This is a genomic window from Micromonospora sp. NPDC051300 (assembly GCF_044455315.1).
GTDB lineage: Bacteria > Actinomycetota > Actinomycetes > Mycobacteriales > Micromonosporaceae > Micromonospora > Micromonospora robiginosa.
In genome coordinates this window covers 203,314-229,991 of sequence record NZ_JBITEP010000004.1, presented here as the reverse complement: position 1 = coordinate 229,991, position 26,678 = coordinate 203,314, and the positions used below count along the sequence as shown (strand labels likewise).

At 74.7% G+C, this 26,678-nt stretch carries 26 protein-coding genes; 15 read left to right on the top strand and 11 right to left on the bottom strand.

Features of this window, described 5'->3' with window-relative positions; all coding sequences use genetic code 11:
- Positions 1 to 112 precede the first annotated feature (112 nt).
- From ACIA5A_RS07490 to ACIA5A_RS07455, 8 genes are all read left to right on the top strand, one after another.
- Positions 113 to 1,441 (top strand): Gfo/Idh/MocA family protein, encoded by a 1,329-nt coding sequence (locus ACIA5A_RS07490; protein WP_396757553.1) that lies wholly within the window; start codon positions 113 to 115, stop codon positions 1,439 to 1,441.
- A gap of 17 nt (positions 1,442 to 1,458) precedes the next feature.
- Positions 1,459 to 2,892, top strand: coding sequence for a glucuronate isomerase (gene uxaC / locus ACIA5A_RS07485; protein ID WP_396757550.1), 1,434 nt, complete (start codon positions 1,459 to 1,461; stop codon positions 2,890 to 2,892).
- Positions 2,889 to 4,190: an enolase C-terminal domain-like protein gene (locus ACIA5A_RS07480; RefSeq protein ID WP_396757547.1), complete on the top strand. Its 1,302-nt coding sequence runs from the start codon at positions 2,889 to 2,891 to the stop codon at positions 4,188 to 4,190. The genes uxaC and ACIA5A_RS07480 overlap by 4 nt, the downstream gene beginning before the upstream one ends.
- On the top strand, positions 4,181 to 5,668 hold the full coding sequence (locus ACIA5A_RS07475; RefSeq protein WP_396757544.1) for a mannitol dehydrogenase family protein: 1,488 nt from the start codon (positions 4,181 to 4,183) through the stop codon (positions 5,666 to 5,668). Before ACIA5A_RS07480 ends, ACIA5A_RS07475 begins: the two co-directional genes overlap by 10 nt.
- Positions 5,665 to 6,843 carry a Gfo/Idh/MocA family protein gene (locus ACIA5A_RS07470; RefSeq protein ID WP_396757541.1) on the top strand — a complete coding sequence of 393 codons (1,179 nt, stop codon included), beginning with the start codon at positions 5,665 to 5,667 and terminating at the stop codon, positions 6,841 to 6,843. Before ACIA5A_RS07475 ends, ACIA5A_RS07470 begins: the two co-directional genes overlap by 4 nt.
- A gap of 19 nt (positions 6,844 to 6,862) precedes the next feature.
- Complete coding sequence (locus ACIA5A_RS07465) at positions 6,863 to 8,212, top strand: polysaccharide lyase family 1 protein (RefSeq protein ID WP_396757539.1); 1,350 nt, start codon at positions 6,863 to 6,865, stop codon at positions 8,210 to 8,212.
- Between the two features lie 230 nt (positions 8,213 to 8,442).
- Positions 8,443 to 8,901, top strand: coding sequence for an ATP-binding protein (locus tag ACIA5A_RS07460; RefSeq protein WP_396757536.1), 459 nt, complete (start codon positions 8,443 to 8,445; stop codon positions 8,899 to 8,901).
- A gap of 7 nt (positions 8,902 to 8,908) precedes the next feature.
- On the top strand, positions 8,909 to 9,631 hold the full coding sequence (locus ACIA5A_RS07455; protein ID WP_396757533.1) for an HD domain-containing protein: 723 nt from the start codon (positions 8,909 to 8,911) through the stop codon (positions 9,629 to 9,631).
- Positions 9,632 to 9,844: 213 nt separating this feature from the next.
- Here ACIA5A_RS07455 and ACIA5A_RS07450 read toward each other — a convergent pair whose 3' ends face one another.
- The 5 genes from ACIA5A_RS07450 to ACIA5A_RS07430 form a co-directional block, all read right to left on the bottom strand.
- Complete coding sequence (locus ACIA5A_RS07450; protein ID WP_396757530.1) at positions 9,845 to 10,258, bottom strand: barstar family protein; 414 nt, start codon at positions 10,256 to 10,258, stop codon at positions 9,845 to 9,847.
- 56 nt (positions 10,259 to 10,314) lie between these two features.
- Entirely contained in the window at positions 10,315 to 10,755 is a 441-nt protein-coding gene (locus ACIA5A_RS07445) for a ribonuclease domain-containing protein (RefSeq protein ID WP_396757527.1), read from the bottom strand.
- Between the two features lie 321 nt (positions 10,756 to 11,076).
- The gene (locus ACIA5A_RS07440; protein WP_396757524.1) at positions 11,077 to 13,986 is read right to left on the bottom strand and encodes a M36 family metallopeptidase; all 2,910 of its coding nucleotides are present in this window, start codon (positions 13,984 to 13,986) and stop codon (positions 11,077 to 11,079) included.
- Between the two features lie 143 nt (positions 13,987 to 14,129).
- Positions 14,130 to 14,966: an alpha/beta fold hydrolase gene (locus ACIA5A_RS07435; protein ID WP_396757521.1), complete on the bottom strand. Its 837-nt coding sequence runs from the start codon at positions 14,964 to 14,966 to the stop codon at positions 14,130 to 14,132.
- A gap of 38 nt (positions 14,967 to 15,004) precedes the next feature.
- Entirely contained in the window at positions 15,005 to 15,466 is a 462-nt protein-coding gene (locus ACIA5A_RS07430) for a rhodanese-like domain-containing protein (protein WP_396757518.1), read from the bottom strand.
- 71 nt (positions 15,467 to 15,537) lie between these two features.
- Between ACIA5A_RS07430 and ftrA the strand changes: the two genes are divergently transcribed.
- Both ftrA and ACIA5A_RS07420 read left to right on the top strand, forming a co-directional pair.
- Positions 15,538 to 16,536 carry a transcriptional regulator FtrA gene (gene ftrA / locus ACIA5A_RS07425; RefSeq protein ID WP_396757515.1) on the top strand — a complete coding sequence of 333 codons (999 nt, stop codon included), beginning with the start codon at positions 15,538 to 15,540 and terminating at the stop codon, positions 16,534 to 16,536.
- Positions 16,533 to 17,303 carry a phosphotransferase gene (locus ACIA5A_RS07420; protein ID WP_396757512.1) on the top strand — a complete coding sequence of 257 codons (771 nt, stop codon included), beginning with the start codon at positions 16,533 to 16,535 and terminating at the stop codon, positions 17,301 to 17,303. Before ftrA ends, ACIA5A_RS07420 begins: the two co-directional genes overlap by 4 nt.
- Before the next feature lie 6 nt (positions 17,304 to 17,309).
- Here ACIA5A_RS07420 and ACIA5A_RS07415 read toward each other — a convergent pair whose 3' ends face one another.
- On the bottom strand, positions 17,310 to 17,549 hold the full coding sequence (locus ACIA5A_RS07415; protein ID WP_396757510.1) for a winged helix-turn-helix domain-containing protein: 240 nt from the start codon (positions 17,547 to 17,549) through the stop codon (positions 17,310 to 17,312).
- A 12-nt stretch (positions 17,550 to 17,561) separates the two neighbouring features.
- Here ACIA5A_RS07415 and ACIA5A_RS07410 point away from each other — a divergent pair, with 12 nt between their 5' ends.
- On the top strand, positions 17,562 to 17,774 hold the full coding sequence (locus ACIA5A_RS07410; RefSeq protein ID WP_396757507.1) for a cell division protein DivIVA: 213 nt from the start codon (positions 17,562 to 17,564) through the stop codon (positions 17,772 to 17,774).
- Between the two features lie 244 nt (positions 17,775 to 18,018).
- On the opposite strand, the gene ACIA5A_RS07405 is transcribed toward ACIA5A_RS07410, so the two are convergent.
- A complete protein-coding gene (locus ACIA5A_RS07405; RefSeq protein WP_396757504.1) occupies positions 18,019 to 18,564 on the bottom strand; it encodes a hypothetical protein in 546 nt (181 codons plus the stop codon).
- Positions 18,565 to 18,568: 4 nt separating this feature from the next.
- Entirely contained in the window at positions 18,569 to 19,171 is a 603-nt protein-coding gene (locus tag ACIA5A_RS07400) for a hypothetical protein (protein WP_396757501.1), read from the bottom strand.
- Positions 19,172 to 19,611: 440 nt separating this feature from the next.
- Between ACIA5A_RS07400 and ACIA5A_RS07395 the strand changes: the two genes are divergently transcribed.
- On the top strand, positions 19,612 to 20,421 hold the full coding sequence (locus tag ACIA5A_RS07395; protein ID WP_396757498.1) for a hypothetical protein: 810 nt from the start codon (positions 19,612 to 19,614) through the stop codon (positions 20,419 to 20,421).
- A gap of 67 nt (positions 20,422 to 20,488) precedes the next feature.
- Here the strand turns inward: ACIA5A_RS07395 and ACIA5A_RS07390 are convergent, their stop codons facing one another.
- Positions 20,489 to 22,240, bottom strand: coding sequence for an ABC transporter ATP-binding protein (locus ACIA5A_RS07390; protein WP_396757495.1), 1,752 nt, complete (start codon positions 22,238 to 22,240; stop codon positions 20,489 to 20,491).
- Between the two features lie 118 nt (positions 22,241 to 22,358).
- Between ACIA5A_RS07390 and ACIA5A_RS07385 the strand changes: the two genes are divergently transcribed.
- Positions 22,359 to 22,778 carry a MarR family winged helix-turn-helix transcriptional regulator gene (locus ACIA5A_RS07385; RefSeq protein WP_396757492.1) on the top strand — a complete coding sequence of 140 codons (420 nt, stop codon included), beginning with the start codon at positions 22,359 to 22,361 and terminating at the stop codon, positions 22,776 to 22,778.
- 6 nt (positions 22,779 to 22,784) lie between these two features.
- On the opposite strand, the gene ACIA5A_RS07380 is transcribed toward ACIA5A_RS07385, so the two are convergent.
- Positions 22,785 to 23,990: an RNA polymerase sigma factor gene (locus tag ACIA5A_RS07380; RefSeq protein WP_396757489.1), complete on the bottom strand. Its 1,206-nt coding sequence runs from the start codon at positions 23,988 to 23,990 to the stop codon at positions 22,785 to 22,787.
- Positions 23,987 to 24,337 carry a YciI family protein gene (locus ACIA5A_RS07375; protein WP_396757487.1) on the bottom strand — a complete coding sequence of 117 codons (351 nt, stop codon included), beginning with the start codon at positions 24,335 to 24,337 and terminating at the stop codon, positions 23,987 to 23,989. Before ACIA5A_RS07375 ends, ACIA5A_RS07380 begins: the two co-directional genes overlap by 4 nt.
- A gap of 122 nt (positions 24,338 to 24,459) precedes the next feature.
- On the opposite strand from ACIA5A_RS07375, the gene ACIA5A_RS07370 reads away from it, so the two are divergent.
- Positions 24,460 to 25,812, top strand: a complete 1,353-nt coding sequence (locus tag ACIA5A_RS07370) for a flavin monoamine oxidase family protein (protein ID WP_396757484.1) — start codon at positions 24,460 to 24,462, stop codon at positions 25,810 to 25,812.
- An 86-nt stretch (positions 25,813 to 25,898) separates the two neighbouring features.
- The gene (locus ACIA5A_RS07365) at positions 25,899 to 26,645 is read left to right on the top strand and encodes a lysozyme (protein ID WP_396757481.1); all 747 of its coding nucleotides are present in this window, start codon (positions 25,899 to 25,901) and stop codon (positions 26,643 to 26,645) included.
- Positions 26,646 to 26,678 lie beyond the last annotated feature (33 nt).

The window sequence follows — 26,678 nt, the reverse complement described above, 5'->3', positions numbered from 1 at the left end:
AGCGCGCGAAAGTGGATTCATAGGGCGGGATAGCCATCGACCGTTGACGACGTGTCAACCGGCGTGGTTTCTTCGGCTGCAAACCTTTGCAGCACCGCGGGAGGCCGACGTCATGTCACCACCGACCCGGAAACGGGTCCGACACGCCCTGGTCGGCGCCGGGGCACGCGCCGAGATGTTCCTCCGATCGCTCGCGCTCGACCACGCCGACACCGCCGAGCTGGTCGCGCTCGCCGACGTCAACCGGACGAGGATGGACGCGCACAACCGCTGGCTGGCCGAGCTGGGCCACCCCTCGGTGCCCACCTACGCCGCCGCCGACTTCGCCGCGATGCTGGCGAAGGAACGCGTCGACGTGGTGCTGGTGACGAGCGTCGACGTCACCCACGACGAGTACGTGACGGCGGCGCTGCGCGCCGGCTGCGACGTGGTCACCGAGAAGCCGATGACCGTCGACGCGGTGCGCTGCCGGCGCATCCTGGACGCGGTCGCGGAGACCGGCCGGCGGGTGACGGTGGCGTTCAACTACCGCTACAACCCGCTGCACGAGCAGGTCCGGCGGCTGCTCGCCGACGGCGCGGTGGGCGAGATCGGCTCGGTGCACTTCGAGTGGCTGCTCGACGTGCGTCACGGCGCCGACTACTTCCGTCGCTGGCACCGCGACAAGGCCACCTCCGGCGGCCTGCTGGTGCACAAGGCCAGCCACCACTTCGACCTGGTCAACTGGTGGCTCGACGCCCGCCCGGTCGAGGTGCACGCCGCCGGCCGGCTGTTCTTCTACGGCGAGGACGGCCGCCGGCACAGCTACGCCCGCGACTACGACCGGGCGCACGGCGCACCGGCCGCCGCCGACGACCCCTTCGCGCTGCGGCTGGCCGAGCACCCCCGGCTGCGCGAGCTGTACCTCGACGCGGAGGCCGAGGACGGCTACCACCGGGACCGCAACGTGTTCGCCCCCGGCGTGACCATCGAGGACGACCTGGCGGTGCTGGCCCGCTACTCCACCGGCGCCACGATGACCTACCACCTCACCGCGTACGCCCCCTGGGAGGGCTACCGGGTGATGGTCAACGGCAGCCGCGGGCGCCTCGAACTGGAGGTCACCGAGAGCGACCACGTCAGCCCCGGCGGCGCGTCCGCGCTCAAGGGCGCGGCACTGCACGGCGACGAGGCGGCCGAGGAGCGGGGCGCGGCCCGGCTCACGCTGCGCCCGTTCTGGCAGCCGCCGGTCGAGATCGGCGTGGACGGCTGGACCCGGGGCGGGCACGGCGGCGCGGACGCCCGGATGACCCGGGTGCTGCTCGGCGGCGAGACCGACCCGATGGGCCGCGCCGCCACCGCGTACGACGGGGCGCTGGCGCTGCTCACCGGCCTGGCCGCCAACCGCTCGCTGGAGACCGGCGCGCCCGTCCGGGTCGCCGACCTGCTCACCCTGCCCTGACCGAGGAGCCCTCCCCCGTGCCGATCATCTCCCCCAGCGACCTGCTCCTGCCCGCCGAGCCCGGCCAGCGCGCGCTGGCCCGCGAGCTGTACGCGCTGGCCGCCGAGCAGCCGATCATCTCCCCGCACGGGCACGTCGACCCGGCGCTGCTGGCCGAGGACCGCCCGTTCCCCGACCCGGCCCGGCTGCTGATCGTGCCCGACCACTACCTGACCCGGATGCTGCTCAGCCAGGGCGTGCCCCCGGCCGACCTCGGCGTGCCCAGCGTCGACGGCAGCCCGGTCGAGACCGACGGGCGGACCGTCTGGCGGCGCTTCGCCGCGCACTGGCACCTGTTCCGGGGCACCCCGTCGAAGCTGTGGCTGGAGCAGACGTTCCGCAACGTGTTCGGCGTGGACACCCCGCTGTCCCCGGCCACCGCCGACGCCGTCTACGACGCGCTCGCCGCCCGCCTCGCCGAGCCGGCGTTCCGGCCGCGGGAGCTGTTCACCCGCTTCGGCATCGAGGTGCTCGCCACCACCGAGTCGCCCCTGGACGACCTGGGCCGGCACGCCAAGCTCGCCGCCGACGGCTGGGGCGGGCCGGGCGGCCGGGTGGTCACCACGTTCCGCCCGGACGACGTGGTGGACATGGAGTTCGACGGCTGGGCGGCGAACGTGGACCGGCTCGCCGAGGTCTCCGGCGAGGACACCGGCACGTACGCCGGCTACCTGGCCGCGCTGCGGCAGCGCCGGTCGGCGTTCGTCGCGGCCGGCGCCACCTCGTCGGACCACGGCCACCCGACCGCCCGTACCCTCGACCTCGATCCGGCTCAGGCCGCGGCGCTGTACGACAAGGGCCGGCGTGGCCTCGCCGACGCGGGCGACGCGGAGGCGTTCCGGGCGCACATGCTGCTGGAGTTCGCCCGGATGTCGCTCGACGACGGCCTGGTGATGCAGGTGCACCCGGGCGCGGTGCGCAACCACAACCGCTTGCTGCACGCCCGGCACGGCCGCGACGTCGGCGGCGACGTGCCGCAGGCCACCGACTACGTGCACGGGCTCGCCCCGCTGCTCGACGCGCACGGCAACGACAGTCGGCTGACCGTGGTGCTCTACACGCTCGACGAGGACACCTTCACCCGGGAGCTGGCACCCCTGGCCGGCGGCTACGCCGCGCTGCGCCTCGGCGCGCCGTGGTGGTTCCTCGACTCGCCGGAGGTGCTGCGCCGGTTCCGGGAGGCGGTCACCGAGACCGCAGGCTTCTACAACACCGCCGGGTTCGTCGACGACACCCGCGCGTTCTGCTCCATCCCGGTACGCCACGACGTGGCCCGCCGGGTCGACGCCGGATTCCTGGCCCGCCTCGTCGCCGAACACCGGCTGACCGAGGACGAGGCCGCAGAGACCATCGTCGACCTGGCCTACCGGCTGCCGAAGCAGGTCTTCAAGTTCGGAGGTGAGCGGTCATGACCAGGATCGTCGACGTCGCGGTGCACGACGTGCGCTTCCCCACCGCCGCCAGCGGCGACGGGTCGGACGCGATCAACCGGGGCGACTACTCGGCCACCTACGTGGAGCTGACCACCGACGGCGGGCCGACCGGCGCCGGGTTCACCTTCACCAACGGCCGGGGCAACGAGATCACCTGCGCGGCGGTCCGCGCGCTCGCCCACCACGTGCGCGGGCGCACGGTCGCCGAGATCGCCGCCGAGCCTGTCGCGTTCTGGCGCTCGCTCACCGCCGACGTGCAACTGCGCTGGCTCGGCCCGGAGAAGGGGGTCATCCACATGGCCACCGGCGCGCTCGTCAACGCGGTCTGGGACCTGCGCGCCAAGCTGGCCGGCAAGCCGATGTGGCGCTACCTCGCCGAGATGCCCACCGACGAGCTGGTGGCCACCGTGGACTTCCACCACATCACCGACGCGCTCACCCCGGACGAGGCGGCGGCGATCCTCGACAAGGGGCGCGACGGTCTCGCCGACCGGCTCGCCGGGCTGGAGCGCGACGGTTTCCCCTCGTACACCACGTCGGTGGGGTGGCTCGGCTACCCGGACGAGCGGGTGCGGGCGCTGACCCGTGACGCGTACGCGGCGGGGTGGCGCGCGGTGAAGATGAAGGTCGGCGGGCGGCTCGAGGACGACAGGCGGCGAGCGCGGATCATCCGGGCCGAGATCGGCCCGGACGCGCTGCTGATGATGGACGCCAACCAGGTGTGGGACGTGGACGAGGCGATCGCCGCGATGGCGACGCTCGTCGAGGTCGACCCGTACTGGATCGAGGAGCCGACGCACGCCGACGACGTGCTCGGGCACGCCCGGATCGCCCGCGCGGTGACCGAGCTGTCCGGCGGCCGGTGCCGGGTCGCCACCGGCGAGGTCGCCGCCAACCGGGTCATCTTCAAGCAGTTGCTCCAGGCCGAGGCGATCGGCGTGATGCAGGTCGACGCGTGCCGGGTCGGCGGCGTCGACGAGGTGCTGGCCGAGCTGCTGCTGGCGGCGAAGTTCGGAGTGCCGGTCTGCCCGCACGCCGGCGGCGTCGGACTCTGCGAGTACGTGCAGCACCTCGCGGTCTTCGACCACCTGCGGGTGAGCACCGGGCTGGACGGCCGGATGGTCGAGTACGTGGACCACCTGCACGAACACTTCGTCGACCCGGTCCGCACCCGCGACGGGCGCTACCTGCTGCCCACCGCGCCCGGCTACAGCGCCACCATGCGGCCGGAGTCGATCGCCGAGTTCCGCTTCCCGGACGGCCCGGCATGGCGCTGACCGTCGACACCCGGCTCGGCCTGGCCACGCTGCGCCGGCTGCCCGAGGAGAGCCGGCCCCTGCTGCGCCCCGGCACCGTGCCGGCCGGCATCGTCCACCTCGGGCTCGGCGCGTTCCACCGGGCGCACCAGGCCGTGCACACCGAGGCGGCGGTCGGCGCGGCCGGCGGCGACTGGGGCATCGTCGGCGTCGCGCCGCGCAGCACCGACGTGGTCGAGGCGCTGGCCGCGCAGGATTCGCTGTTCAGCGTCACCACGCTCGCCGCCGAGGGTGCGTCGACCCGGGTGGTCGGCGCGCTGGCCGGGGTACGGCACGCCGCCGGTGACCCGGACGCGGTGGTGCGGCTGCTCGCCGACCCGGCGATCCGGGTGGTCACGCTGACCGTGACCGAGAAGGCGTACCAGCTCGACCCGGTGACCGCCACGCTTGTCGCCGACGCCGAGCTGACCGCCGACCTGACCACCGACCGGCCGCCGCGCACCGTGCCCGGCCTGCTGGTGCGCGGGCTGCTCGCCCGGGCCGCCGCCGACGCCGGGCCGCTGGCGCTGGTGAGCTGCGACAACCTGCCGGCCAACGGACGCCGGCTGCGCTCCCTCGTCGACCAGAGCCTGGCGCTGGCCCGGGTGCCCGACGCGACAGGCGACCGGGTGGCGGCGCAGGTCACCTGCCCCGGCACCATGGTCGACCGGATCGTGCCGGCCAGCACCGACGCGACCCGGCAGACGGCCCGGCGGGCGCTCGGCGTGACCGACCTGGCGGCGGTGGAGGCCGAGCCGTGGTCGCAGTGGGTCATCGAGGACGACTTCCCCGGCGGCCGCCCCGCCTGGGACCGGGCCGGGGCGATCCTCACCGACGACGCCGGTCCGTGGGAGCGGTTGAAACTACGCGCGCTCAACGGCGTGCACTCGGCCACCGCGTACCTGGGCGCCCTCGCCAGCGCGGAGACGGTGGCCGAGGCGCTGACGCTGCCGCACCTGGACGCGACGCTGCGCCGGCTGCTCGCCGAGGAGGTCGCGCCGAGCTTCACCCCGCCGCCCGGAGTTTCCGTCGCCGGGTACGGCGAGCAGGTGCTGGCCCGCTTCGGCAACCCGGCCATCCGGCACCGCACCTGGCAGGTCGCCATGGACGGCTCGCAGAAGCTGCCGCAACGGGTCCTGCACACGGTCGCCGACCTGCGCGCGGCCGGCCGGTCGGCGCGCTGGTGCGCGCTGGTGGTGGCGGCCTGGCTGCGCTTCCTGCTCGGCCACGCCGACGACGGCCGGCCGCTGCCGCTGGACGACCCGCTCGCCGGCCGGCTGCGCGCCGCGCTCGCCCGGGGCCGGCGGACGCCGGCCGGGGTGGTCGACGCGGTCTTCGCGGTGCGCGAGGTCTTCCCCGCCGACCTGGCCGCCGACGAGGAGTTCCGCGCGGACGTGACCGGCTGGCTGACCGCGCTGGAGCGCCACGGCGTCCGGGCCACCCTGGCCGGTGCCCGGTGACCGCCGACGGACCGCCTCGGGTGGCGCTTGTCGGGGCGAACGGGCACGGGCGCTGGCACCGGCGGGTGATCGCCGCGCTGCACGCCGCCGGCCGGCTGCGCCTGGTCGCCCTGGTCGACGTGCGTCCGCAGGAGGACGAGCCGGACGCGCCGACGCCGCCGGGCACGGGCGTCTTCACCGACCACCGGGCGATGCTCGCCGCGTCCCGCCCCGACGTGGTGGTGGTCTGCACGCCGCCGCACACCCACCTGCCGATCGCCCGGGACGTGCTCGCCGCCGGCGCCGACCTGCTGCTGGAGAAACCGCCGGTGCTCGACCTGGCCGAGCACCGGGCGCTGCTGGCCGCGTCGGACGCCGCCGGGCGGGCGGTGCAGGTCAACTTCCAGGCGCTCGGCTCGGCCGCGCTGGCCGAGCTGACCGGGGCGCTGGCCGCCGACCGGCTCGGCCCGGTCTCCGGCATCGCCACGGTCGCCGGGTGGCAGCGCCCGGACGCCTACTACGCCCGCTCGGCGTGGGCCGGGCGTCGGTCGGTGGACGGCCGGCCGGCGCTCGACGGGGTGCTGGCCAACCCGCTCGCGCACGCGCTGATGCAGTGCCTGGCGGTGGCCGGGGCGGTTACCGGCGAACCGGTGCGGCCGGCCCGGATCGAGGTGGAACGCTACCGGGTACGCCCGATCGAGGTGGACGACACCACGGTCCTGCGGCTCACCCCGCACGCCGGCCCGCCGGTGCTGGCCGCGCTCACCCTGGCCGCCGAGGAGCACGTCGCCGGCGACGTGCTGGTCACCGGCGGGCGGGGCCGCGCGGTGCTGGAGTACCCGACCGACCGGCTGCGGCTGCCCTCGGACGCCCGCCCGCGCGTGGTGCCCGGCCGGCAGGGGCTGCTGGCGAACCTGCTCGACCACCGGGCCGGCGGCGTGCCGCTGATCGCGCCGTTGGCGCGTACCGGGCCGTTCACCGCGGTGCTGGACGCGCTGCGGGACGCGCCGGAGCCGACGCTGCTCGGCGGCGACGTGGTGCGCACTGTCGGCGACGGGCCGCAGCGGGTGCGGGTGATCCGCGGCGTCGGCGAGGTGCTGCGCGCGGCGGCGGACACCGGCGCGCTGCCGTCCGAGGCCGGGGTGCCGTGGGCGACCCGACCGTACGTGGTGGACCTCGACGACAACCATCTCTGACCGAAGGACGGAACGAGTCATGCGCAGACGAATCGGGCCCGCCGCCATCCTCGCGGCGGCCCTCACCCTCACCGTCGCCGCGCCCGCGCCGGCCGCCCCCGCCGGGCCGCGCCCGTCGCGGGCCGCCGAGCTGATCGGCCGGCAGGCGCTGCCGGCGAACGACGGCTGGGCCGCCGAGGGCGCCGGCACCACAGGCGGCGCGGCCGCGACCGCCGACCGGGTACGCGTGGTGCGGACCCGCGCCGAACTGGTCGCCGCGCTCGGCGGCGACAACGCCACGAACGCCGCCGACGCCACCCCGAAGATCGTGTACGTGGCCGGCACCATCGACGGGTTCGAGGGACCCGACGGCACGCTCCTGGACTGCGCCGACCTGGCCGACCCGGAATACTCGCTGCCGGCCTACCTCGCCGCGTACGACCCGGCGGTCTGGGGGCGGGTGAACCCGAGCGGTCCGGTGGAGGCGGCCCGGGTCCGCTCGGTGGCCGCGCAGACCGCGCATACGCAGATCAACGTCGGCTCCCACACCACGATCGTCGGGCTGCGCGGCGCGAAACTCACCGGGCTCACCCTGATGATCGACCGGGTCACCGACGTGATCGTGCGCAACCTGGAGTTCGCCGACGCCCGGGACTGCTTCCCGGCCTGGTCCCCCACCGACGGCGACACCGGGAACTGGAACTCCCAGTACGACCAGATCTCGGTGCGCCGCAGCGAGCACGTGTGGGTGGACCACAACACGTTCACCGACGGGGACAACCCGGACAGCGCCCAGCCGGTCCACTTCGGCCGGCCCTGGCAGGTGCACGACGGCTCGCTCGACGTCACGCACACCGCCAGCCTGGTCACCGCGTCCTGGAACCGGTTCGTCGGCCGGGACAAGCTGATGCTGATCGGCTCCTCCAACACGGTCGGCCCGGACGTCGACCGGCTCAAGGTCACCGTGCGCCACAACCTCTTCGACGGGGACCTGCAACGGCTGCCCCGGGTGCGTTTCGGCCAGGTCGACGTGCACGAGAACCACTACCGGCTCGGCGGCGCCGGCTTCGAGTACGCCCTCGGTGTCGGCGTGCAGTCCGCCATCCACGCCGAGAACAACTTCTTCACGCTTGCCGACGACGTCGACCCGGCGGAGCTGATCCACGACTGGGGCGGCACCGCGCTCACCGAGCGCGGGAGCTGGGTGCGGCGCGGCGACCGGCTGCCCCGGCCGGTGGACCTGCTCGCCGCGTACAACGCGGTCCACGACCCGGACCTCGGCGGCGACGCCGGGTGGACCCCGACCCTGCGTGCCGCGCCGCCGCTGCCGACACCGCTGGTCCCGCTGGTCGTCGACGCCTGGGCGGGCGCCGGTCGGCTGCCGCTCTGACCCGCTCGCACCCCGGCCCGGCCGGCGTACCCCCTCGGGGCGCCGGTCGGACGCCGTTCGTCGGGGGTGTCGGCTGACACACCGGCCGCGATGCGCGATGATCACCTTTGACGGACTCGCCGGCGGGTGGCATGAATCGGCCGCCACCGGGGACAAGAGGGTGACAGCAGGGGGTGGCAGCGCGAGTGGGCGCCCAGGCCCGGGGACGGGCACGGGACGGAGGGCCGGACGTGACGGAGGGGACGGCCGGCCGGATCCTCACCATCGACCTCCCGGCCGATCCCGGCCGGCTCGCGCCCACCCGGGAACGGCTGCGCGACTGGCTGCAGGCCCGGGGCGTCGACGAGTGGGACGTGGAGACGGTGCTGATCGCCACCGGCGAGGCGTGCGCCAACGCCATCGAGCACGGCTACCGGTTCGCCCCCGAGGGGATCACCACGCTCCGGGTCGAGCTGCGCGACGACCGGCTGGAGATCGAGGTACGCGACCACGGCGGCTGGCGGCCCGCCGACGGCGACGACGGCCTCGACCGGGGCCGGGGGCGGCTGATCATGGCTCGGGTGATGGACGAGGCGACGATCGTCGGCACCCCGGAGGGCACCTGCGTGCGGCTGGTGAAGCGGCTGACCGGCGACGACCTGCCGCGCGTCGGCCAGCCGACAACCGCGGGGAGCGAAGATCAGCTATAAGGGAGGCATGGACTTCCCCGCGTACCTCGCCACCATGCCGATGCACGCGATCACCGAGATCCACGGCGAGCCCGGCCTGCTGGCCCGCTTCCGGCTGGAGATCACCGCGTTCGACGAGGCCGCGCGGGACCGGCTGACCGGGGCGCTGGACCTCGCCGCCGACCTGCACCGCGACGACCGGCGGGTCCGCGAGCCCTACCTGAACCACCTGCTGCGGGTGGCGATCCGGATGATGCACCACTACCAGGTGCGGGACGTGGACGTGATCGTCGCCGGGCTGCTGCACGACGCGGTGGAGGACCACCCGGCCGAGCTGGCCGGCCCGTCCCCGGCCGGCGCCGACGTCACGGCGGCGGCGCTGGCCACGCTCGCCGACCGCTTCGGCCCACGGGTGGCGCGGCTCGTCGCGGCGGTCACCAACCCGGCGTACGACCCGGACCGGGACCGGCACGCGCAGTACCGGGAGCACGTGGCGGCCAGCCTGGACCGGGAGCCCTGGGCCCGGGTGATCAAGGTGTCGGACTTCACCGACAACGGCGTCGGCGTGATCCACACGGTCGGCCCCAAGGTGGCCCGGTCGGCCGCCAAGTACCGCCCGCTGGTGCCGGTCTTCCGCGAGCTGATCGCCCGAGCCGACACCCCCCTGTCCGCCCCGGTCAAGCGCCACATCTTCGCCCAGCTCGACCTCGCCGAGGAACGCTTCAGCGCCATCCTCGACCACCCCAACTGACCCCCTCCCCCTCGCCACGCCCGTTGATCATGAAGTTGACCGCCTGGAAAGCGCTCTCCGCCCCCGTCAACTTCATGGTCGACGCACGCTCCCCACCCGCCACCGGCACCATCGGTGTGATCACGGAGTTTGTGTCGGCGTCCCGGGTCCGCGATGGCGCGCACTCCTTGGTCGCTCGGCGGTCCGGCGGAACGGGGGCGAAGCGGTGGAGAGTCAGGTGTGGTCGGGAGCGCCCAGGGCGGCGGTGATGCGGTCACGCAGGGAGGGCAGCCGGTCGGGGTGATCTCGCAGGACCACCCGCAGGGCGGCGTGACCGCCGGCGGCCGCCGCGCCGAGCACGTCGAGCAGCGTGCCGAACTGGGCGGGCGGCTCGTCGGCGAGCAGGTCCGCCGCGTCGCGCACGACGAGGGTGAGCGGCCCCTCGTCGAGCCGGTCGGCGAGGACGTCGGCGAGCGCGTCCCAGTTGCGGCCGTACCAGTCGGGCAGCGGAACCGCCCCGGCGAGCGCCTCGTGCAGCGCCGCCCGGGTGCGGGCGGCCGCACCGGGCACCGGCACGCCCGCCGGCTCCGGCGCCGAGCCGGCGTCGAGCGTGAGCCAGCCCGGCGGCTGCGGCGGCGCTCCAGCCATGGAATCCGTCCTTTCCGAAGGCCGGCGCCGGCCGGGAGGGCCGGCGCCGACGGAACTCAGAGCCGGTAGAAGTTGGCGTAGTGGTCGGGTGAGAACCAGGTCGCCCCGGTGCTCCTGTTCACCACGATCCGGTACGCGTCGCGCGAGGCGTTGCAGGCGCGCGGGTAGACGTCGTACTCGTAGTAGGTGGCGCCGGTGGGCAGTTGGCCCTCGCGGTTGTAGAACTGCCCACCGGCGAAGTTGCACTGCCCGCCGCTCCAGGAGTACCAGCCGCGGCTGGTCGGGAAGCTCTTCGCCGACCAGCCGGAGCGCGCGGTGCGCGCGTCCGCGCAGCGCGACAGCGTGCAGGAGCTGTAGACGGCGGCGTCGGCGGGTTCGGCGAGCCGGGTGGAGACCGTGGCGGGGGCCACGAGCGCGGCGGCGGCCACGGCGGTGACCAGGGCGGACGCGGCCAGGGCGCGGCGGACGCGGGTGGCGACGGCGCGGAACGGGGTCAAGGGATCCTCCTTGAGCGAGCCGGCAAGGCATCGACCGACGTCGTTTGCCGGTCGTCGCTCAGTCTGACCAGGATCCTGCCCGGCGTACAGCCCCCGCCCGGCGACCACGCCCCGAATCGCGGGTGAACACCCGGTGGCGGGGGGGGTGGCCCGGACCCGCCGCCCGCCCCCCCGCCCCCGAGCGCAGAGCACACGGTCAAGCTCGCACGCCACACAGTCCACGCCGGGGTACCCGCCCCCGCCGGGCGACCCCCCCCCGAAGGGGGGGTCAACCCGGGGGGGGGGGGGGGGCGGGCCCCCCCGCCCCCCCCCGCCGCGTGCTCAGCGCGCGAACGCCTGGAACTCGGCGATCCGCACGTTCTGCGCCTGCGGGCTCGCCGTCGCGCAGTCGGTCGCCGCCCGCGGGTCGGCGTCCTGCTCACCGGCGTAGTCCGGCCCGCCGGTGCACTGGTTGGTCAGCACCTCGACCCGCAGGTGGGTGGCCGCGGTGCGCGGAATGTCGAACGAGCGCAGCACCAGCTCCGGCGCCCGGGGCCGCGGCGCCACCGCCGGGAAGGCGTCCGGCCGGCTCGTGTACACCGGCCGGAAGTCGGCCGCCTCGGCGCAGGTCACCGCGCCCGTGGCGGTGCACGCCAGGACCCGGAACTGCCGCACCGCCGAATACCGGCTCTGCGTGCCGGCGTCGGCGTCCCCGACGACCGGGGGCCGCAGCATGGCGCTGACCTGCACCCGGCGTACCTGCTGGAGCCCGCCGGCCAGGTCCACGGTGACCTGCCGCCCGGCCACCGGCGCGGCGAGCGAGGCCCAGTTCGTGGCCTCGTCGTCGTCGGCGATCGACGGCAGGTTGATCCCGTCGCCGGTGACCGTCGCCCCCGCGCCGGCAGAGGCCAGGTTGGTCGGCAGCACCACCGGCAGCGTGCGGTTCTGCCCGGCCCGAACCGTCACCGGACCGACCCGGACGTGCCCGTGGCCGGGCGCCCGGACCACGAACTCGTAGGTGCCGGGCACCAGGAGAACCCGGTCGGTCAGCGGGGTGGCCGCGTCGGTGTCCGCGACCGGCACCGCCCGCGCCTGGTAGCGCCCGACGAAGAGCTGCGCCCCGGCCACCGGCCCGCGCTCGCCGAGCGGCAGCAGCCGCAGCGAGCCCTCGCGGGCGTACGGCGAGGTGAAGCCCGGGGTGGGGTCGGGGTCGGCGTTGCCGACGCTGGCCGCGCTCTCGCCGAGGCCGCGCGCGGCGAACCCGTTCCAGAGCAGATCCTGGTTGGCCCCGCCGAAGCGGATCCGGTCGGCGGCGAGCATCGCGTCCCGGGCGTCGACCATGCTGACCTGACTGACCGCCATCAGCAGGAACGAGTCGACGACGAGCTGGATCCAGCGCCGGTTGCCCGGGCAGGCGGTCACCGGCCGTTGCCCGTTCGCGCACGCCTTCTGCACCGCCGGCGTGCCGGCGCCCCAGCGGCGCATCATGGCCGCCCGGATGTCGGTGTTGGTGGCGCTCCACACCTCGCCGGAGGCGTGCACCTGGAGACCGGTGACGTCGTAGTCGACAGACGAGTAGTTCAGCGGGCTGGCGCTCATGTTGTAGTTGCGGATGCCCGCGTTCGGGTCCTGGGTGGTGTACTCGCCGATGGTGAAGCCCCGCCGGCCCGGCGCGGCGTACCCGTGCTCGAACAGGTACTCCATGGCGAGCTGGTCCGACCAGCTCTCGCTCATGCCCTGCGGCGAGCTGACCCCGGCGCTCGGGCCGGCGATCATGCGGTTGGTGACCGCGTGGCCGTACTCGTGGGCGATCACCGACATGTCGAAGTCGCCGTCCACGCAGGGGGCGTAGAACGAGCCGGCGACCGGCTGCCACAGGTACATGTTCGTCGTCGGCGCGACGCCGTCCGGCGGGGTGATCTGGTTGGCGTTGTTGCGCGCCGGGAACGTCGGCGGGCCGCCGCTGACGCCGCCGGCCTGCGCGTTGCCCTGCTCGGCGTCGCCGCCGAGGCCGCCGCGACCGAGGTTGTCCTGCTGGAGGTTCCAGGTGTCCTCGGTGAAGCCCAGGTGGTAGGTCCAGTCGTGCATCCGGTTGTGCATGCCGAACAGGTTGGCCCGGGCCGCGTCGATGTCGTTGGCCTGCGGCGAGGTGAACACCTCCGGGTCGCAGCGCCGCTCCTGCCACTGGTTGGTCCACGGGTAGGCGTAGGTGCGGTCCGGGCGCGGCGTGGCGGTCTCGGTGCCGACGCTGAACGGGTCGTTGCTGAACCAGTTCTGCACCGCGATCGCGTTGTTGCCCTTCGTCGTGGTGGTGGACGCCCCGGTCGCCGGGTCCACGTCCCACGCCGGTTGCCCCGGCACCCCGACCACCTCGCGGCAGCCGGCGGCCGGCGCGGCGCACCAGCGCACCCGGGTGTCGACCGAGGACCGGTCGACCCGGGGCGAGTTCGGGAAGACGTCCCAGGACGGGTTGTCCGCCGCGTGGTCGATCAGGTCCTCGCGGACCAGCACGGCGCCGTCGCGGGCGTCCACGTAGGTCGCGTAGGCGGCCGGGTCCGCGCCGGTGGTGTCCGCGCCGAGCACGACCTCCCACGCCGCGCGCGGCCCCCGGTCCGCGGTGGGCACCGCGACCAGGGAGGTACGCGACACCCGCGCGTCGGCGCGGCCGGAGTCCGCGATCGCGGCCCGTCGCGCCTGCGCGGCGTCGATCGTGGCCGGCGCGGGCGCCTGGGCGTCCCGCGCCAGCGAGGAGCTGACGTGCCAGACCGCTCCCTGGCGTACGCCGACCGCCAGGATGCCGTCGACGGCGGCCGGCAGCTCGCCGAAGCGCTGCCGGAACACCACCGTCGCGCCCTGCCCCATCGGCGCCACCGTCAACTGCTCCAGCGCGGCGGCGCCCTCGGCGGTCAGCCCGAGCACGTCGCGGTTCGCCGCCACGTACGCCCGGGCCGCGGCGGCCGGGTCGGCGGGCAGGCCGGTGGCGAGCGGCCTGCCGGTCGAGGTGAGCGTGGCAGGCGTACCGAAGTCGGTCCAGCGGACCCGCGCGCCGAGCGCGGCGGCCCGGTCCCGCTGTCGCGCGCTGGCCGCGACGCGGCCCCTACGGTTGTCGGTGGCCTTGGTGTCGTGCCGGTCGCCCGGCAGGTGGTCGGGTGAGGCCTCGGTGCGGGTCTCTTCCCGGGGTGCCGCCTGACCGCCGGCTGCGGCGGTCAGGACCATGCCGGCTGCCATGAGCAGCGCGGTGGTCCCCGTCAACGCACGGGATGGTGTGCGCACGGTCCCTCCTGTCATCGTCGAACGGCGATGTCCGTCCCGACATCCGACCAGGATGATCGGCCCGCCGACACCCGCCAAACATCCATTAATGACAGTGTGTCGATGGGTTGGCGCTCACCGTGTCACGTCAGGAAGGTGGTCACCGCGTGACGAAAGCCGTGCGGATCCTCGACCCACGGCAGGTGGCCGGCCCCGGCCAGACTCACCCGCCCCGCGTGGGGCAGCGCCCGGTGGAGGGAGTCGACGCCCCAGCGCGGGCGGATGTCCTCCGGTCCGTCGACGATCAGCACCGGCACCTCCAGCGTTCGGCACCGCGCGGCCAGGTCGGCCTCTCTCAGCTCCCGTTTCACCTCGGCGTTGACGGCCTGGTTGCAGTCGCGGTTGAGACCCAGCCAGGGCGTGGCCATGGCCTCGGCGTGCCGGAGCGCGGTGGCCGGGTCGGCGAAGTCGGCCGACCATTGCAGGACCGCCCTTTCGCGTTCCACCGCCGGGGTGTTCGGGCCGGCCCCCAGCGCCTCCCACCGGTCCCGATACGGTTCGAGCCGCCGCCGGAGATTCCGCTCGTAGTGCGGGTGCCAGCCGCGTTCGGGGTCGATGCCGGTGCCGGAGACGTAGATCAGGTGACTGACCCGGTCCGGGTGCGTGAGCGCGTACCGCAGGGCCAGGTGCGCGCCCCACGAATGGCCGAGCAGCGCGACCCTCGGGCCACCGAGTTGCGCGCGGACCGCGTCGAGGTCGGCCACGAAACGGTCGATCGCGTACGGTCCGCGCCGCTCGGAGCGCCCGCAACCGCGCTGGTCCCACCGGATGACCCGGACGCGGTCGTCGAGCAGCCGGGCGACCGGGCCGAGGTAGTCCCACATGCCCGGACCGCCGTGACACAGCACCAGCGGCGGTCCGGCGCCGGCCTGGTCGGCCCACAGGCGACAACCATCTTCGGTACGCACGACCACGGCCATCGGGAACAGTATGACCGGCCGGCCCGTCGGCGGATGTCTCAGCAACCACAGCCCGCCGCCGGCCGCAGCGGTGCCGTCAACGGGTCGACCGGCCGGCTGACCACACCGGCGGCGCTCTCCACCGGGAACCCCTCCCGCACCCAGTACTCGTAGCCGCCGAGCATCTCCTTGACCTGGTGACCGAGTCGGGCGAAGGCCAGCGCGGCACGCGTGGCGCCGTTGCAACCCGGCCCCCAGCAGTAGGTGACGACCACCGCGCCCGGCGGGACCAGGTCCGCCGCCCGCGCCGGGATCTCCGCGGTGGGCAGGTGCACGGCACCGGGCAGGTGGCCCTGGTCCCACGCCTGCGCACTGCGCGAGTCCACCACGAGCAACCCGGCCACGGCGGCGTGCAGATCGGCGTGCACGTCGCTGACGTCGGTCTCGAAGCGCAGTCGGGCGGCGAAGTGTGCGGCCGCGGCGGCGGGATCGGCCGGGGCGACGGAGAGTACGGAAGACATGCCCTCGATGCTTGCCGAACCGTCGCCCGGCGGGCAGTGGCGACAGTGCCGACATCCGCTAAGTTCGCGCCATGACCGTGGCACCCGCAACGTACGATGCCGGCCGGAGCGTGGCGGTGCTGGCCTACGACGGGATGTCCGCCTTCGAGCTGGGCATCGTGACGGAGGTGTTCGGGCTGCCCCGGCCGGAACTCGACGTCGACTGGTACGACCTCGCGGTGTGCGCCGAGCGCCCGGAGCCGGTCCGGATGCTCGGCGGCGCCACGCTGTCCACCGCCAACGGGCTGGAGGTGTTCGAGGCGGCGCAGACCGTGATCGTGCCCGGGGTCGGCGACGTGCACGGCGCGCCCTCGCCCGCGGTGACCGCCGCGCTGCGGCGGGCCCGCCGACGGGGCGCCCGGATCGTCTCGATCTGTTCGGGCGCCTTCGCGCTGGCCGCCGCCGGGCTGCTCGACGGCCGACGCGCCACCACCCACTGGCGCTACGCGGAGCTGCTGCAGAAACGTTTCCCCCTGGTCCGGGTCGACCCGGACGTGCTCTACGTCGACGACGACGGCGTGCTGAGCAGCGCCGGCAGCGCGGCCGGACTCGACCTGTGCGTCCATCTGATCCGCACCGACTTCGGCCCCTCCGTCGCCAACGCGGTGGCCCGCCGGCTGGTCATCCCGCCGCACCGCGACGGCGGACAGGCGCAGTTCATCGAGGCCCCGGTCGCGGTCGGTCACGACGACGACCGGATCAGCCGGAGCATGGCGTGGGCGATGAGCAACCTCGACCGGCCCCTCACCGTCGGCGAACTCGCCCGACAGGCGCACATGTCGACCCGCACCTACCTGCGCCACTTCAAGCTCGCCAGCGGAACCAGCCCGATCCGGTGGCTGGTCGCGCAGCGGATCCAGGCGAGCCTGGCGCTGCTCGAGACGACAACCGCGCCGATCGACGAGATCGCCGCCGCGACGGGCTTCGAGAGCGCGGTCACCTACCGGCACCACTTCGCGCGGGCGATGAGGACCTCGCCGTCGGCGTACCGGCGGGCCTTCCGGGTCGCGGACGGGACCGTGGGCCGATGAGCGCCGAGGAGGTCCCGCTCGCGGGCGGGAACGTGTCGGCGGGCGTGGTGCGGGTCGGGGACACCGTGCGCCGGCCGGCCGGTCCCTGGACCCCGTCGGTGCACGCGCTGCTCGACCACCTCTGGTCGGTCGGTTTCCGGGGCGCTCCCCGGCCGCTCGGGATCGACGAGCGGGGGCGGGAGGTGCTCACCTACGCGGCGGGTGAGGTGCCCTGGCCGCACCGCTTCGACCTGCTCGAACCGCTGGACCGGCTCGCCCGGGTGGGCCGGCTGGCGCGCGAGCTGCACGACGCGCTCGCGACGTTCACCCCGCCGCCGGACGCGCGGTGGGGCGTCCTGATCCCAGCCGACCGGGACGACATGATCGTGCACCACGACCTCGCGCCGTGGAACCTCGTGATCGGCGACCGGTGGGTCGTCATCGACTGGGACAACGCCGGTCCGGGATCACGCCTGTGGGATCTCGCCTACGCGGCGCACGGCTTCGTCCCGCTGTCGGCGCACCCCGACTGGCAGCGCGCCGACGCGGGGCAGCGCCTGCGCGCCCTCGTGGACGCCTACGGGCTGGACGAGCGGCAGCGCCGCGATCTGGTGCCGTTGCTGCCCGCGCGGGCCCGGGCGATGCACGACTTCCTGCGGGACCAGGCCGCGCTCGGGGTGCAACCCTGGACGACGCACTGGCGGACCGGGCACGGCGACGCCTGGCGCAACGACGCTGAATACACCGAACGCCGCACCGACCAGTGGACGAAGGCCCTGCTGGACTGACGCGGGCTACGGCTCTCTCATCCAGGTCTTCGGGTCCGTCACGAAGACGCCCTTGCCCTGCTGACGCCGGATCACCCGCAGGGCTTCCAGCCGTGCATAGGCCATCTGCACGGTGCCGTGGCTGACACGGTATTTCTCGCGCAGCACGGCGATCGAGGGCAGCTTCTCCCCCGGCTTCAGCTTCTTCGATCTGACATCGGCGATCACGTCATCGGCGATGCGCCAGTAATCCGGCACTTCTCGCATGGCACTCCTCGCGTGGCGATCCGATTCGATCACACCGCGACTCGGCGGGGCGTCGACGGCGATCAGGTACGCGCGTTCCAGACCGAGGTGGCCGACGAGCTGACCGACCTGCACCGGCAGCTCCGCCGGCTCACGGTGGAGAACGAGCGGCTGACGCGGGCCCTGCGGGACTGGCAGGCGATGCACGCCCGTGAGTGCCGTCCACCGAACGAGGGCCGCTGGTAGCGGTGCGCCCGCGACCGGGTGACCTGCTGCGGGTCGACGGCCGCGCCTCGGTGCAGTTCGCCGGCGACCGTGCGCTGACGTTCCGGGTCGCCTCGGTCGGCCCCGAGCTGACGCACCTCGGTTGGCTCTGGTTGACCGGTTACGTCCTCGATCGGCGTGGCGCAGCCACCGCGAAGCGGGAGATCTTCGTCCGGCTCGCGGGGTTGCGGCCGGCCGCGGAGCCGACGCCGTCCCGCAGGACGGCTCAGCCCCGGGCGCAGGCGAAGAGGAACCGGGCGTCGGCCTCGGTCGGCTCCAGCGGTCGGGCCGCGAGGTAGGCGGACAGGTCGCGGAAGTCGGCCGTGGCGTTGTGCACGCACGTCGCCAGCGCGCCGTCGAGCAGATCGCGTGCGGAACGCGTGGCGGGCGCGGTCGCGTCCCCGATCGGTGGGACACTGAGGTCACGGGTGAACACCACGTGGCAGGCGTGCCGGTCGGGCGCGACGAGGCAACGGTAGTGCCCCTCCTCGGTCAACTGGTTCCTGATGTCCGCCCAGACCGTCGCCTCGGACACGTCCGTCACGTCGGCGCCGGCCGCGCAGGACGTCCGGACGCGGCAGCGGGTCGGGTCGCCCGGGGCGACCGCGACCTGGGCCAGCGCCAGGCCGCCGCGGTGGAAGACGGCGAACCCCTGCACGTCCGGGGTACGACGGAGCACGTCGGGGGTCCAGACCCGGTCGTAGCGCCGCTCGGCGACGGATCTGAGGAACTCCACGGTCCGGCCGGCGGCCTGGCGCGCCTCCACGCCCATCCGGTCAGTCCCGCCCCGCGACCGGCACGGCGAGCCAGCGGAACTGGCCGTGGCGCCCCGGCAGGTGGCTGAAGTCCCGCCAGTCGAGCCGGTAGTCGCCGGTCAGGTGGCGCTCGTTCGGCAGGAAGTAGCGGCCGTCGACGCCCCACCGGAGCGCGCCGGTGAGCCGCCGGCCGTCGTGCAGCCGGAACTCGCGGTCCCGGGTGGGCTGGTCGGTGACGGGGGCCCGCCACAGCGCGTGGTCGTTGGTGAGCAGGAGGGCCAGCCCGTCCGTCCCGGCCGGTTCGGCGCCGCAGAGGATCTCCAGCCGCTCGACGTCGGCGACGAAGCGGTTCCGGACGATCTCGGCGGCGGTGTGGCTGCGTAGGCCGTAGTCCTCGCCGGTGTGCGGGTCGGCGCCGTTCCAGCGGATGGTGACGTAGCTCAGTTCGATCGCGGTCCGGCCGCGCGGGCCGTGGCAGAGCAGGTCCAGGTCCTCGTTCCGCTCCTGCCGCACGGCGAGGCGGACGCGCAGGTCACCGTCGAGCCGGCGGACGGTCCAGGAGAACGCGTGCTGGAAGTCGGCCGCGGAGTGGAACAGGGACCGCTCGGTGCTCAACTCCGCCATGACGCGCGCTACCGGTACGGCTCCGGCGATCAGCATTCCCACCCCACAGTGACGATCGCGTCGGACCGCCGGCGCCCCCACCGCCGGCCCGATCGCGGAGTTTCACGCTACGAAGCGCCACCTGGCGGAATCAAGACATCACGCGGAGATCGGCGTCCGGTCTGGACGGTCGGTCCCATCAACGGGACCGACCGCATGAGCACGTTAACAGACTGCCGGTCCGAAGTCCCGTCGATAGGACTAGGAAGCGGCTCATCCGATCGGTCGATCAGGAGCTGGATGCCCTCGCCCGCGCGGCTGCCCGCCACCGCCCGCAGCGGTTGTTACGGTGGATCGCGGGTCGCCGCGCGCGACGACCCGTACACCCCTCGCCCGACCGGCCCGGGAGCCGCCGACCTCGACTCCCGGGCGGGTGGCTGCCGACCGGCGGAGGGGGTGCGATGACCGGAGAGCCGGACGACCCCGGCCCGGGGGCGACACCCGGCGTACCCGTCGACGGCCGGCGGCGACGCTGGGCCGCTCGGGCCCGGACGCTCGGGGACGCGGCGCGCTCGCGTACCCGCAGGTTCTGGGCCGGCGCCCAGCCGACGCTGCGGCGACTCTGGTGGTCCGAGGCGCCGGCCACGCCGATGACCACCGTCGACCGGCGGTACCCGGAGCCGCTGGTGGCGCCGGCGCAGGGACAGGTCTACGTGTTCCTGATCCGCGCCACCTTCACCTGGTCCTCCGACACCGCCCGGCCGGAGCTGTTCGGCTGGTACGTCGACTACTTCCAGCCGCAGGCCACGCAGCGCCTGCGCCGCCTGGCGGTCCGCTGCGCGGGCGAGGTGCCGCCGCACCGCCCACGTGAGCTGCTCGCCGCGCTGACCGAGGCGCTGGCCGCCGACGACCCGCCACCCTGGACGTACGCGCGCGGCGAGGTGTCGTTCGCCTGCGAGCCGGACGTGACGGTGCACCTCGACGAGCGGGTCCGTCGGCTGCTCCAGCCGTACTGGGAGCAGCGCATCGCGCTGGAGTGCGAGCGCGACCTGGCCCGGCGGCGCACCGAGTACGCCCAGGAGCGCGACAGCGGCACCCCACCCGACCCGCCGCGCCCCGAGCCCACCCGACGGGACCGGGCGCGCCCGCCGACCGCACGCCGCGGCCCACGCCCCGACGCCCCGGTGGAGACGTTCACCCCCCTGGAGCCCCTGCTCCCCCCACCCCCGGACCCCCCACCCCCACCCCCGCCCGCACCGCGTCGATCATGAAGTTGACGGCGATGATGATCTCCATTCATGCCGCCAACTTCATGATCGACCGGGCGGGAGGGGACGCTCAGCCGAGGAGGGTGGCGTAGCGGCCCTGGTGGGTGAGGAGGGACTGGTGGGTGCCGGACTCGACGATGCGGCCGTGGTCGAGCACGGCGATCCGGTCGGCGTCGCGGACCGTGGAGAGGCGGTGCGCGATGGTCACCACGGTACGGCCGCGGGCCAGCTCGTCCAGGGCCCGCTGCACGGCGCGCTCGGTCTCGGTGTCCAGCGCGCTCGTCGCCTCGTCGAGGACCAGGATCCGCGGGTCGCGCAGCAGCGTCCGGGCAATGGCCAGGCGCTGTTGCTCGCCGCCGGAGAAGCGGTGGCCGCGGGAACCGACCATGGTGTCGTACCCGTCGGGCAGCGCGACGATCAGGTCGTGGATCCGGGCGGCGCGGGCGGCGGCCTCGATGTCGGCGTCGGTGGCATCTGGCCGGGCGTACCGGAGGTTGTCGCGCACGGTGGCGTGCAGCAGGTAGGTCTCCTGGCTGACCACGCCCACGACGGCGGCCAGGTCGGCCAGGCGCACGTCGCGCAGGTCGACGCCGTCGATGGTGATCCGGCCGGCGTCCGGGTCGTGCAGCCGGCTGAGCAGGGCGGCGAGCGTGCTCTTGCCGGAGCCGGTCTCGCCGACCAGGGCCAGGCTGGTGCCGGCCGGGACGTCCAGGCTGACGCCGGCGAGCGCGGCGGTGTCGCTGCCCGGATAGCTGAAGGTGACGTCCTCGACGCGCAGGTGGCCGCGGACCGTGGCCGGATCCAGCGTCGCCGGGCGGGTCGGCTCGGCGACCTCCACCGGCAGGTCGAGGTATTCGAAGATGCGGGCGAACAGCGCCAGCGAGGCGGTCAGCGTGACGCCGACGTTGAGCAGGCCCATCAGCGGGCGGAACAGGTTGCCCTGCAGCGCGGTGAACGCGACGAGCGTGCCGATGGTGAGCGTGCCGGCGGTGCCGGGCAGGCCGGCGCCCAGGTAGATCACCGCGGGGATGGCGGCGAAGACCACCGTCATGGCGGCCATCCGCCAGCGGCCGGCCAGCTCGGAGCGCAGCTCCAGGTCGACCAGGCGGGCCGAGGAGGCGGTGAACCGGTCGACCAGGGCCGTGCCGGTGCCGAGCGTCTTGGCCAGCCGGACGCCGCTGACCGACAGGCTCTCCTCGATGGTGACGGTGAGGTCGGCCAGCTCCCGCTGGCGGCGCGCGGTGATCTCGCGGCGCAGCCGGGCGACCCGGCGGGTGAGCCAGAGCGCGGGCGGCAGCACGACGAGCGAGACGAGCGTGAGTCGCCAGCTCAGCGCCAGCATGGCGACGGCGGTGGCGACGACGGTGGTGAGGTTGGCGGCGATCGAGGTGGCGGTGGAGGTGACCACCGACTGCATGCCGCCGATGTCGTTGGTGATGCGCGACTGCACCTCGCCGGTGCGGGTGCGCACGAAGAAGCCGATCGACTGGCGTTGGAGGTGGGCGAAGACGTCGGTGCGCAGCCGGTGCATGACCTCCTGGCCGACCCGGGTGGAGATCCAGGTCTGGGCGACGCCGAGCACGGCGGTCACGGCGGCGACCGCGACCATGGCCGCGACCAGCCAGGCCAGCAACGTCAGGTCACGCTCGGGCAGGGCCCGGTCGATGACGGTACGCAGCAGGAACGGCGACGCCATCGCGATGATCGAGGACGCCACGATGATCGCCACCACGGCGGCGAGCGGGCCGCGGTGGGCGGTGAAGAGGCCGCCGATGCGGCGTAGTGACACGTCGCGGGCCTGGGCCTTCTCGGCGGCGGACACGGTTCGGCCGGCTCCACGGCCGTCGGGGGTGGATGCCAAGGGGTTCTCCTCTGTCCGGAATAATGCTGAGGTTACCTCATCATGAGGGAACAACAGGAGATGCTGCTACCGTATTCCCGTGACCGGCAGCGACGAGGAGAGCCTGGCCGAGACGTTCTGGGCGGTGACCCGGCGACTGCGCCACCAGACCAAACGCGCGCTGGAACCGTGGGAGATCAGCCCGGGGCAGGCGCGGGCGCTGGGGGTGCTGCTGCGGCACGGGGCGCTACGGCCCGGCACGCTCGCCGAGCACCTGCGCATCGCGCCCCGCTCGGCCACCGAGGTGGTGGACGGGCTCCAGGAACGCGGGCTGGTCGAGCGGCGACCCGACCCGGGTGACAGGCGAGCCACGCTCGTCGCGCCGACCGCCGAGGGCGAGCGGGTCGGCGCCGCCATCCAGACCGCGCGGGCCACCGAGGCGGAACGGTTCTTCGAGGCGCTCGACGCGGGCGACCGCACGGAGCTGACCCGGATCCTGCGCCGGCTGCGCGACGCGTAGGCACGGCTACCCGGCCGGGCGGTCCCGGCGGCGGCGCAGGAACTCCCGCTCGGCGGTGTTGGCGGTGCCGGCGATCGCCGCGTCGTACGCGGCCCGGGCCTCGGCCGGCCGGTCGAGCCGGCGCAACAGGTCGGCCCGCACCGCGTGCCACACGTGGTAGCCGGTCAGGTCCAGCCGGTCCACCTCGGCCAGGGCGGGGGCCGGTCCGCGCACCTCGGCCAGCGCGACCGCCCGGTTCAGCGCCACCACCGGCCCCGGCGCGCGGGCCGCCAACTGGTCGTAGAGCGCGAGGATCTGGGTCCAGTCGGTGCCGGCGGCGGTGGTCGCGTCGGCGTGCACCGCGTTGATCGCGGCCTGGATCTGGTACGGGCCGGGCCGGTCGCGCCGCAGGCACCGCCGCACCAGCTCCTGCCCCTCGACGACCAGCGCCGGGTCCCAGCGACGGCGGTCCTGCTCGGCCAGGGACACCGGCACCTGGTCGGGCCCGGTGCGAGCGGCCCGGCGCGCCTCGGTGAGCAGCATCAGCGCGAGCAGGCCGAGCACCTCCGGCTCGTCCGGCATCAGCGCGGCCAGCAGCCGACCGAGTCGGATCGCCTCGGCGCCCAGCTCGACCCGGCCCAGCCGCTCCCCCGCGCTGGCGGTGTGCCCCTCGTTGAAGATCAGATAGACCACGGCCAGCACCCCGCGCACCCGGTCGGGCAGGTCGGCGTCGCGGGGCACCCGGTACGGGATCCCGGCGTCGCGGATCTTGGCCTTGGCCCGGACCAGGCGCTGCGCCATGGTCGACTCCGGCACCAGGAAGGCCCGGGCGATCTCGGCGGTTCTCAGGCCGCCGAGCAGGCGCAGCGTCAGCGCCACCCGGGCGGCGGGGCGCAGCGCCGGGTGGCAGCAGGTGAAGATCAGGCGGAGCCGGTCGTCGGGCACGGGTCCCTCCTCGGCGGGCGGGTCGGCGGCGCGCAGCAGGGCGGCCTCGGCGTGCCGGGCGGCCCGGGTGGACTCGCGGCGCAGCCGGTCGATGGCCCGGTTGCGGGCGGTGGTGACGATCCAGCCACTCGGGCTGGGCGGCGGGCCGTCGACCGCCCAGCGCCGTACCGCGATCGCGAACGCCTCCTGGACCGCCTCCTCGGCGAGGTCGATGTCGCCGAGGAGGCGGACCAGGACGGCTACCGCGCGGCCGTACTCCGCCCGGAAGACCCGTTCGACAGCGGTCATCCCTCGCTCTGGAACGGGCGGACCTCGATCGGCAGGGTCGTGGCGCGGGCGTAGCGGCGACCCCAGTCGAGCGCGGCGTCCAGGTCGGGCGCGCGGATGATGGTGACGCCGCCGAGGTACTCCTTGCCCTCGGCGAACGGCCCGTCGGTGACCAGCACCTCGTCGCCGGCCGGGCGCAGCACGGTGGCGGTCTCCGGCGCGTGCAGCCCGTCGCCGAACACCCAGCTCCCGGCCTCGCGCAGCTCCCGGCGGATGGTCTCGACCTCGCGCATCACACCGGCCAGGAACTCCGGGTCCGGCCGGTCCGCGCCGGTCGGCTGGTACATGCTGATCAGGTACTGCTTCACGGGTTCCTCCTCGTGCCCTCCGGCGGCCCGGTGCCGCCCTCCACCCTTCACACGAACGGCGGACGCCGGTTTCGACACGCCGGACGGACGGGATTCTCGCCGGGATCGGGGTATGCCGGCGCGTGCGCGGCGGCCGGGTGATCGTGGTGGGGGCGGGGTTCTCCGGGCTGGCCTGCGCGCTCGCCCTGGCCGAGGCCGGCGCCGACCCGCTGGTGCTGGAGGCGCGCGACCGGGTGGGCGGCCGGACGCTGAGCCGCCGGCTGCCCGGCGGCGGGTGGCTCGACCTCGGCGCGCAGTGGATCGGCCCCACCCAGGACCGGATGTACGCGCTGGTCGCCGCGTACGGACTGGAGACCTTCCCGTCTCCGGCGCACGGCGCGCCGACGCGACTGCTGGACGGCCGGCCGGCGTCCGAGGAGCCGGCCGGGCTGGCCGGGCTGCTCGGCACGTTGGACGAGTTGGCGGCCGGCGTCGACCCGGCCGCGCCGTGGCGGGCCGCCGGGGCGGCGGAGTGGGACCGGACCACGCTTGGCGGTTGGCTCGACGCCACCGCGGGCGACCGGGTCGTCGCCCGCTACGCCGGCCGACTGCTCGCCGGGGGCCTGTTGGCCGCCTCGCCGGACGAGGTGTCGATGTTGCAGATGCTGTTCTACCTGCGCAGCGGCGGTGGGGCCGGCTCGCTGCTCGGCATGGCCGGCGGCGCGCAGCAGGACCGGATCGTCGGCGGGCCGGCCGCGCTGGCGCGGCGGATGGCGGACGCGCTGCCGCCGGGGCGCCTGCGCCTGGGCGCGCCGGTGGACGCGATCGCGCAGGACGCCTGCGGCGTGCGGGTCCGCGCCGGCGACGAGGTGCACGCCGGCGACGCGGTGGTGGTCGCGCTCGCCCCGGCGCTGGCCGGCCGGATCCGGTACGACCCGCCGCTGCCGGCACTGCGCGACGGGTTGACCCAGCGGATGCCGATGGGCGCGGCGCTGAAGGTGCACGCGCGCTACCCGGCGCCGTTCTGGCGGGCCGACGGCCGGTCCGGGGTGGCCACCACGGACACCGGGCCGCTCACCGAGACGGTGGACAACTCGCTGCCCGGCCTGCCGGGCGGGGTGCTCACCGGATTCAGTTACGGCGCGCAGGCCCGGGCGCTGCGCCGGCTGCCGGACGCCGCGCGCCGCGCCGCGCTGTGCGACGCGCTGGTCGCGCTCTTCGGCCCGGCCGCCGCCGAGCCCGAGGAGCTGGTCGAGTACGACTGGTCGGCCGACCCATGGACCCGCGGCTGCTTCTGCGGCCTGCTCACCCCCGGCTCGTGGTGCGACTACGGCCCCGAGCTACGGGCGCCGGTGGGGCGGGTGCACTGGGCCGGGACGGAGACCGCGACCCGGTGGAGCGGCTACCTGGAGGGCGCGGTGACCGCCGGCGAGCGCGCCGCCGCCGAGGCGCTCGGCGGCATCAAATCCCAAGAAAATCTTCGATACGTCTATTGAAAAGTTTCTCCGTCGTGTGACCTAATGTTGACAGTTCCTTTCGTCCAACTCCCGCCGCCACGAGCGGCAACCCCCCGGGAGGAAAGATGCACCGTCTCCTGCGCACGGCGCTGCGCGCCACCGGCGCCGCCGCCCTCGCCACCGTCACCGCCGCCGCGGCCGCCCTGCTCGGCGCGGCGCCCGCCCACGCCGCACCGGCCGGCCTGCCCGGCATGGACGTCTCCAGCTACCAGGGCAACGTGAACTGGTCCACCGCCTGGGCCAACGGGGCCCGGTTCGCCTACGTCAAGGCGACCGAGGGCACCTACTACACCAACGCCTACTTCGCCCAGCAGTACAACGGCTCGTACAACGTCGGGATGATCCGCGGGGCGTACCACTTCGCCCGCCCGGACACCACGAGCGGCGCCACCCAGGCCAACTACTTCGTCGACCACGGCGGCGGCTGGTCGCGGGACGGCAGGACGCTGCCCGGCGCGCTCGACATCGAGTACAACCCGTACGGCGCCACCTGCTACGGACTGAGCCAGGCGTCGATGCGGAGCTGGATCGCCTCGTTCGTCAACCAGTACTACGCCCGCACCGGCCGGTGGGCCACCATCTACACCACCACCGACTGGTGGAGCACCTGCACCGGCAACACCTCGCAGTTCGCCGCCAACAACCCACTGTGGATCGCGCGCTACTCCAGCAGCGTCGGCACGCTGCCGGCCGGCTGGGGCACGTACTCCTTCTGGCAGTGGTCCTCCTCCGGCACCTTCCCCGGCGACCAGAACGTCTGGAACGGCACCCTGGACCGGCTCCGGGTGCTCGCCTGCAACGGCACCTGCTGACCCACCGCGGCGGGGGGGCCTCGACGGCCCGTC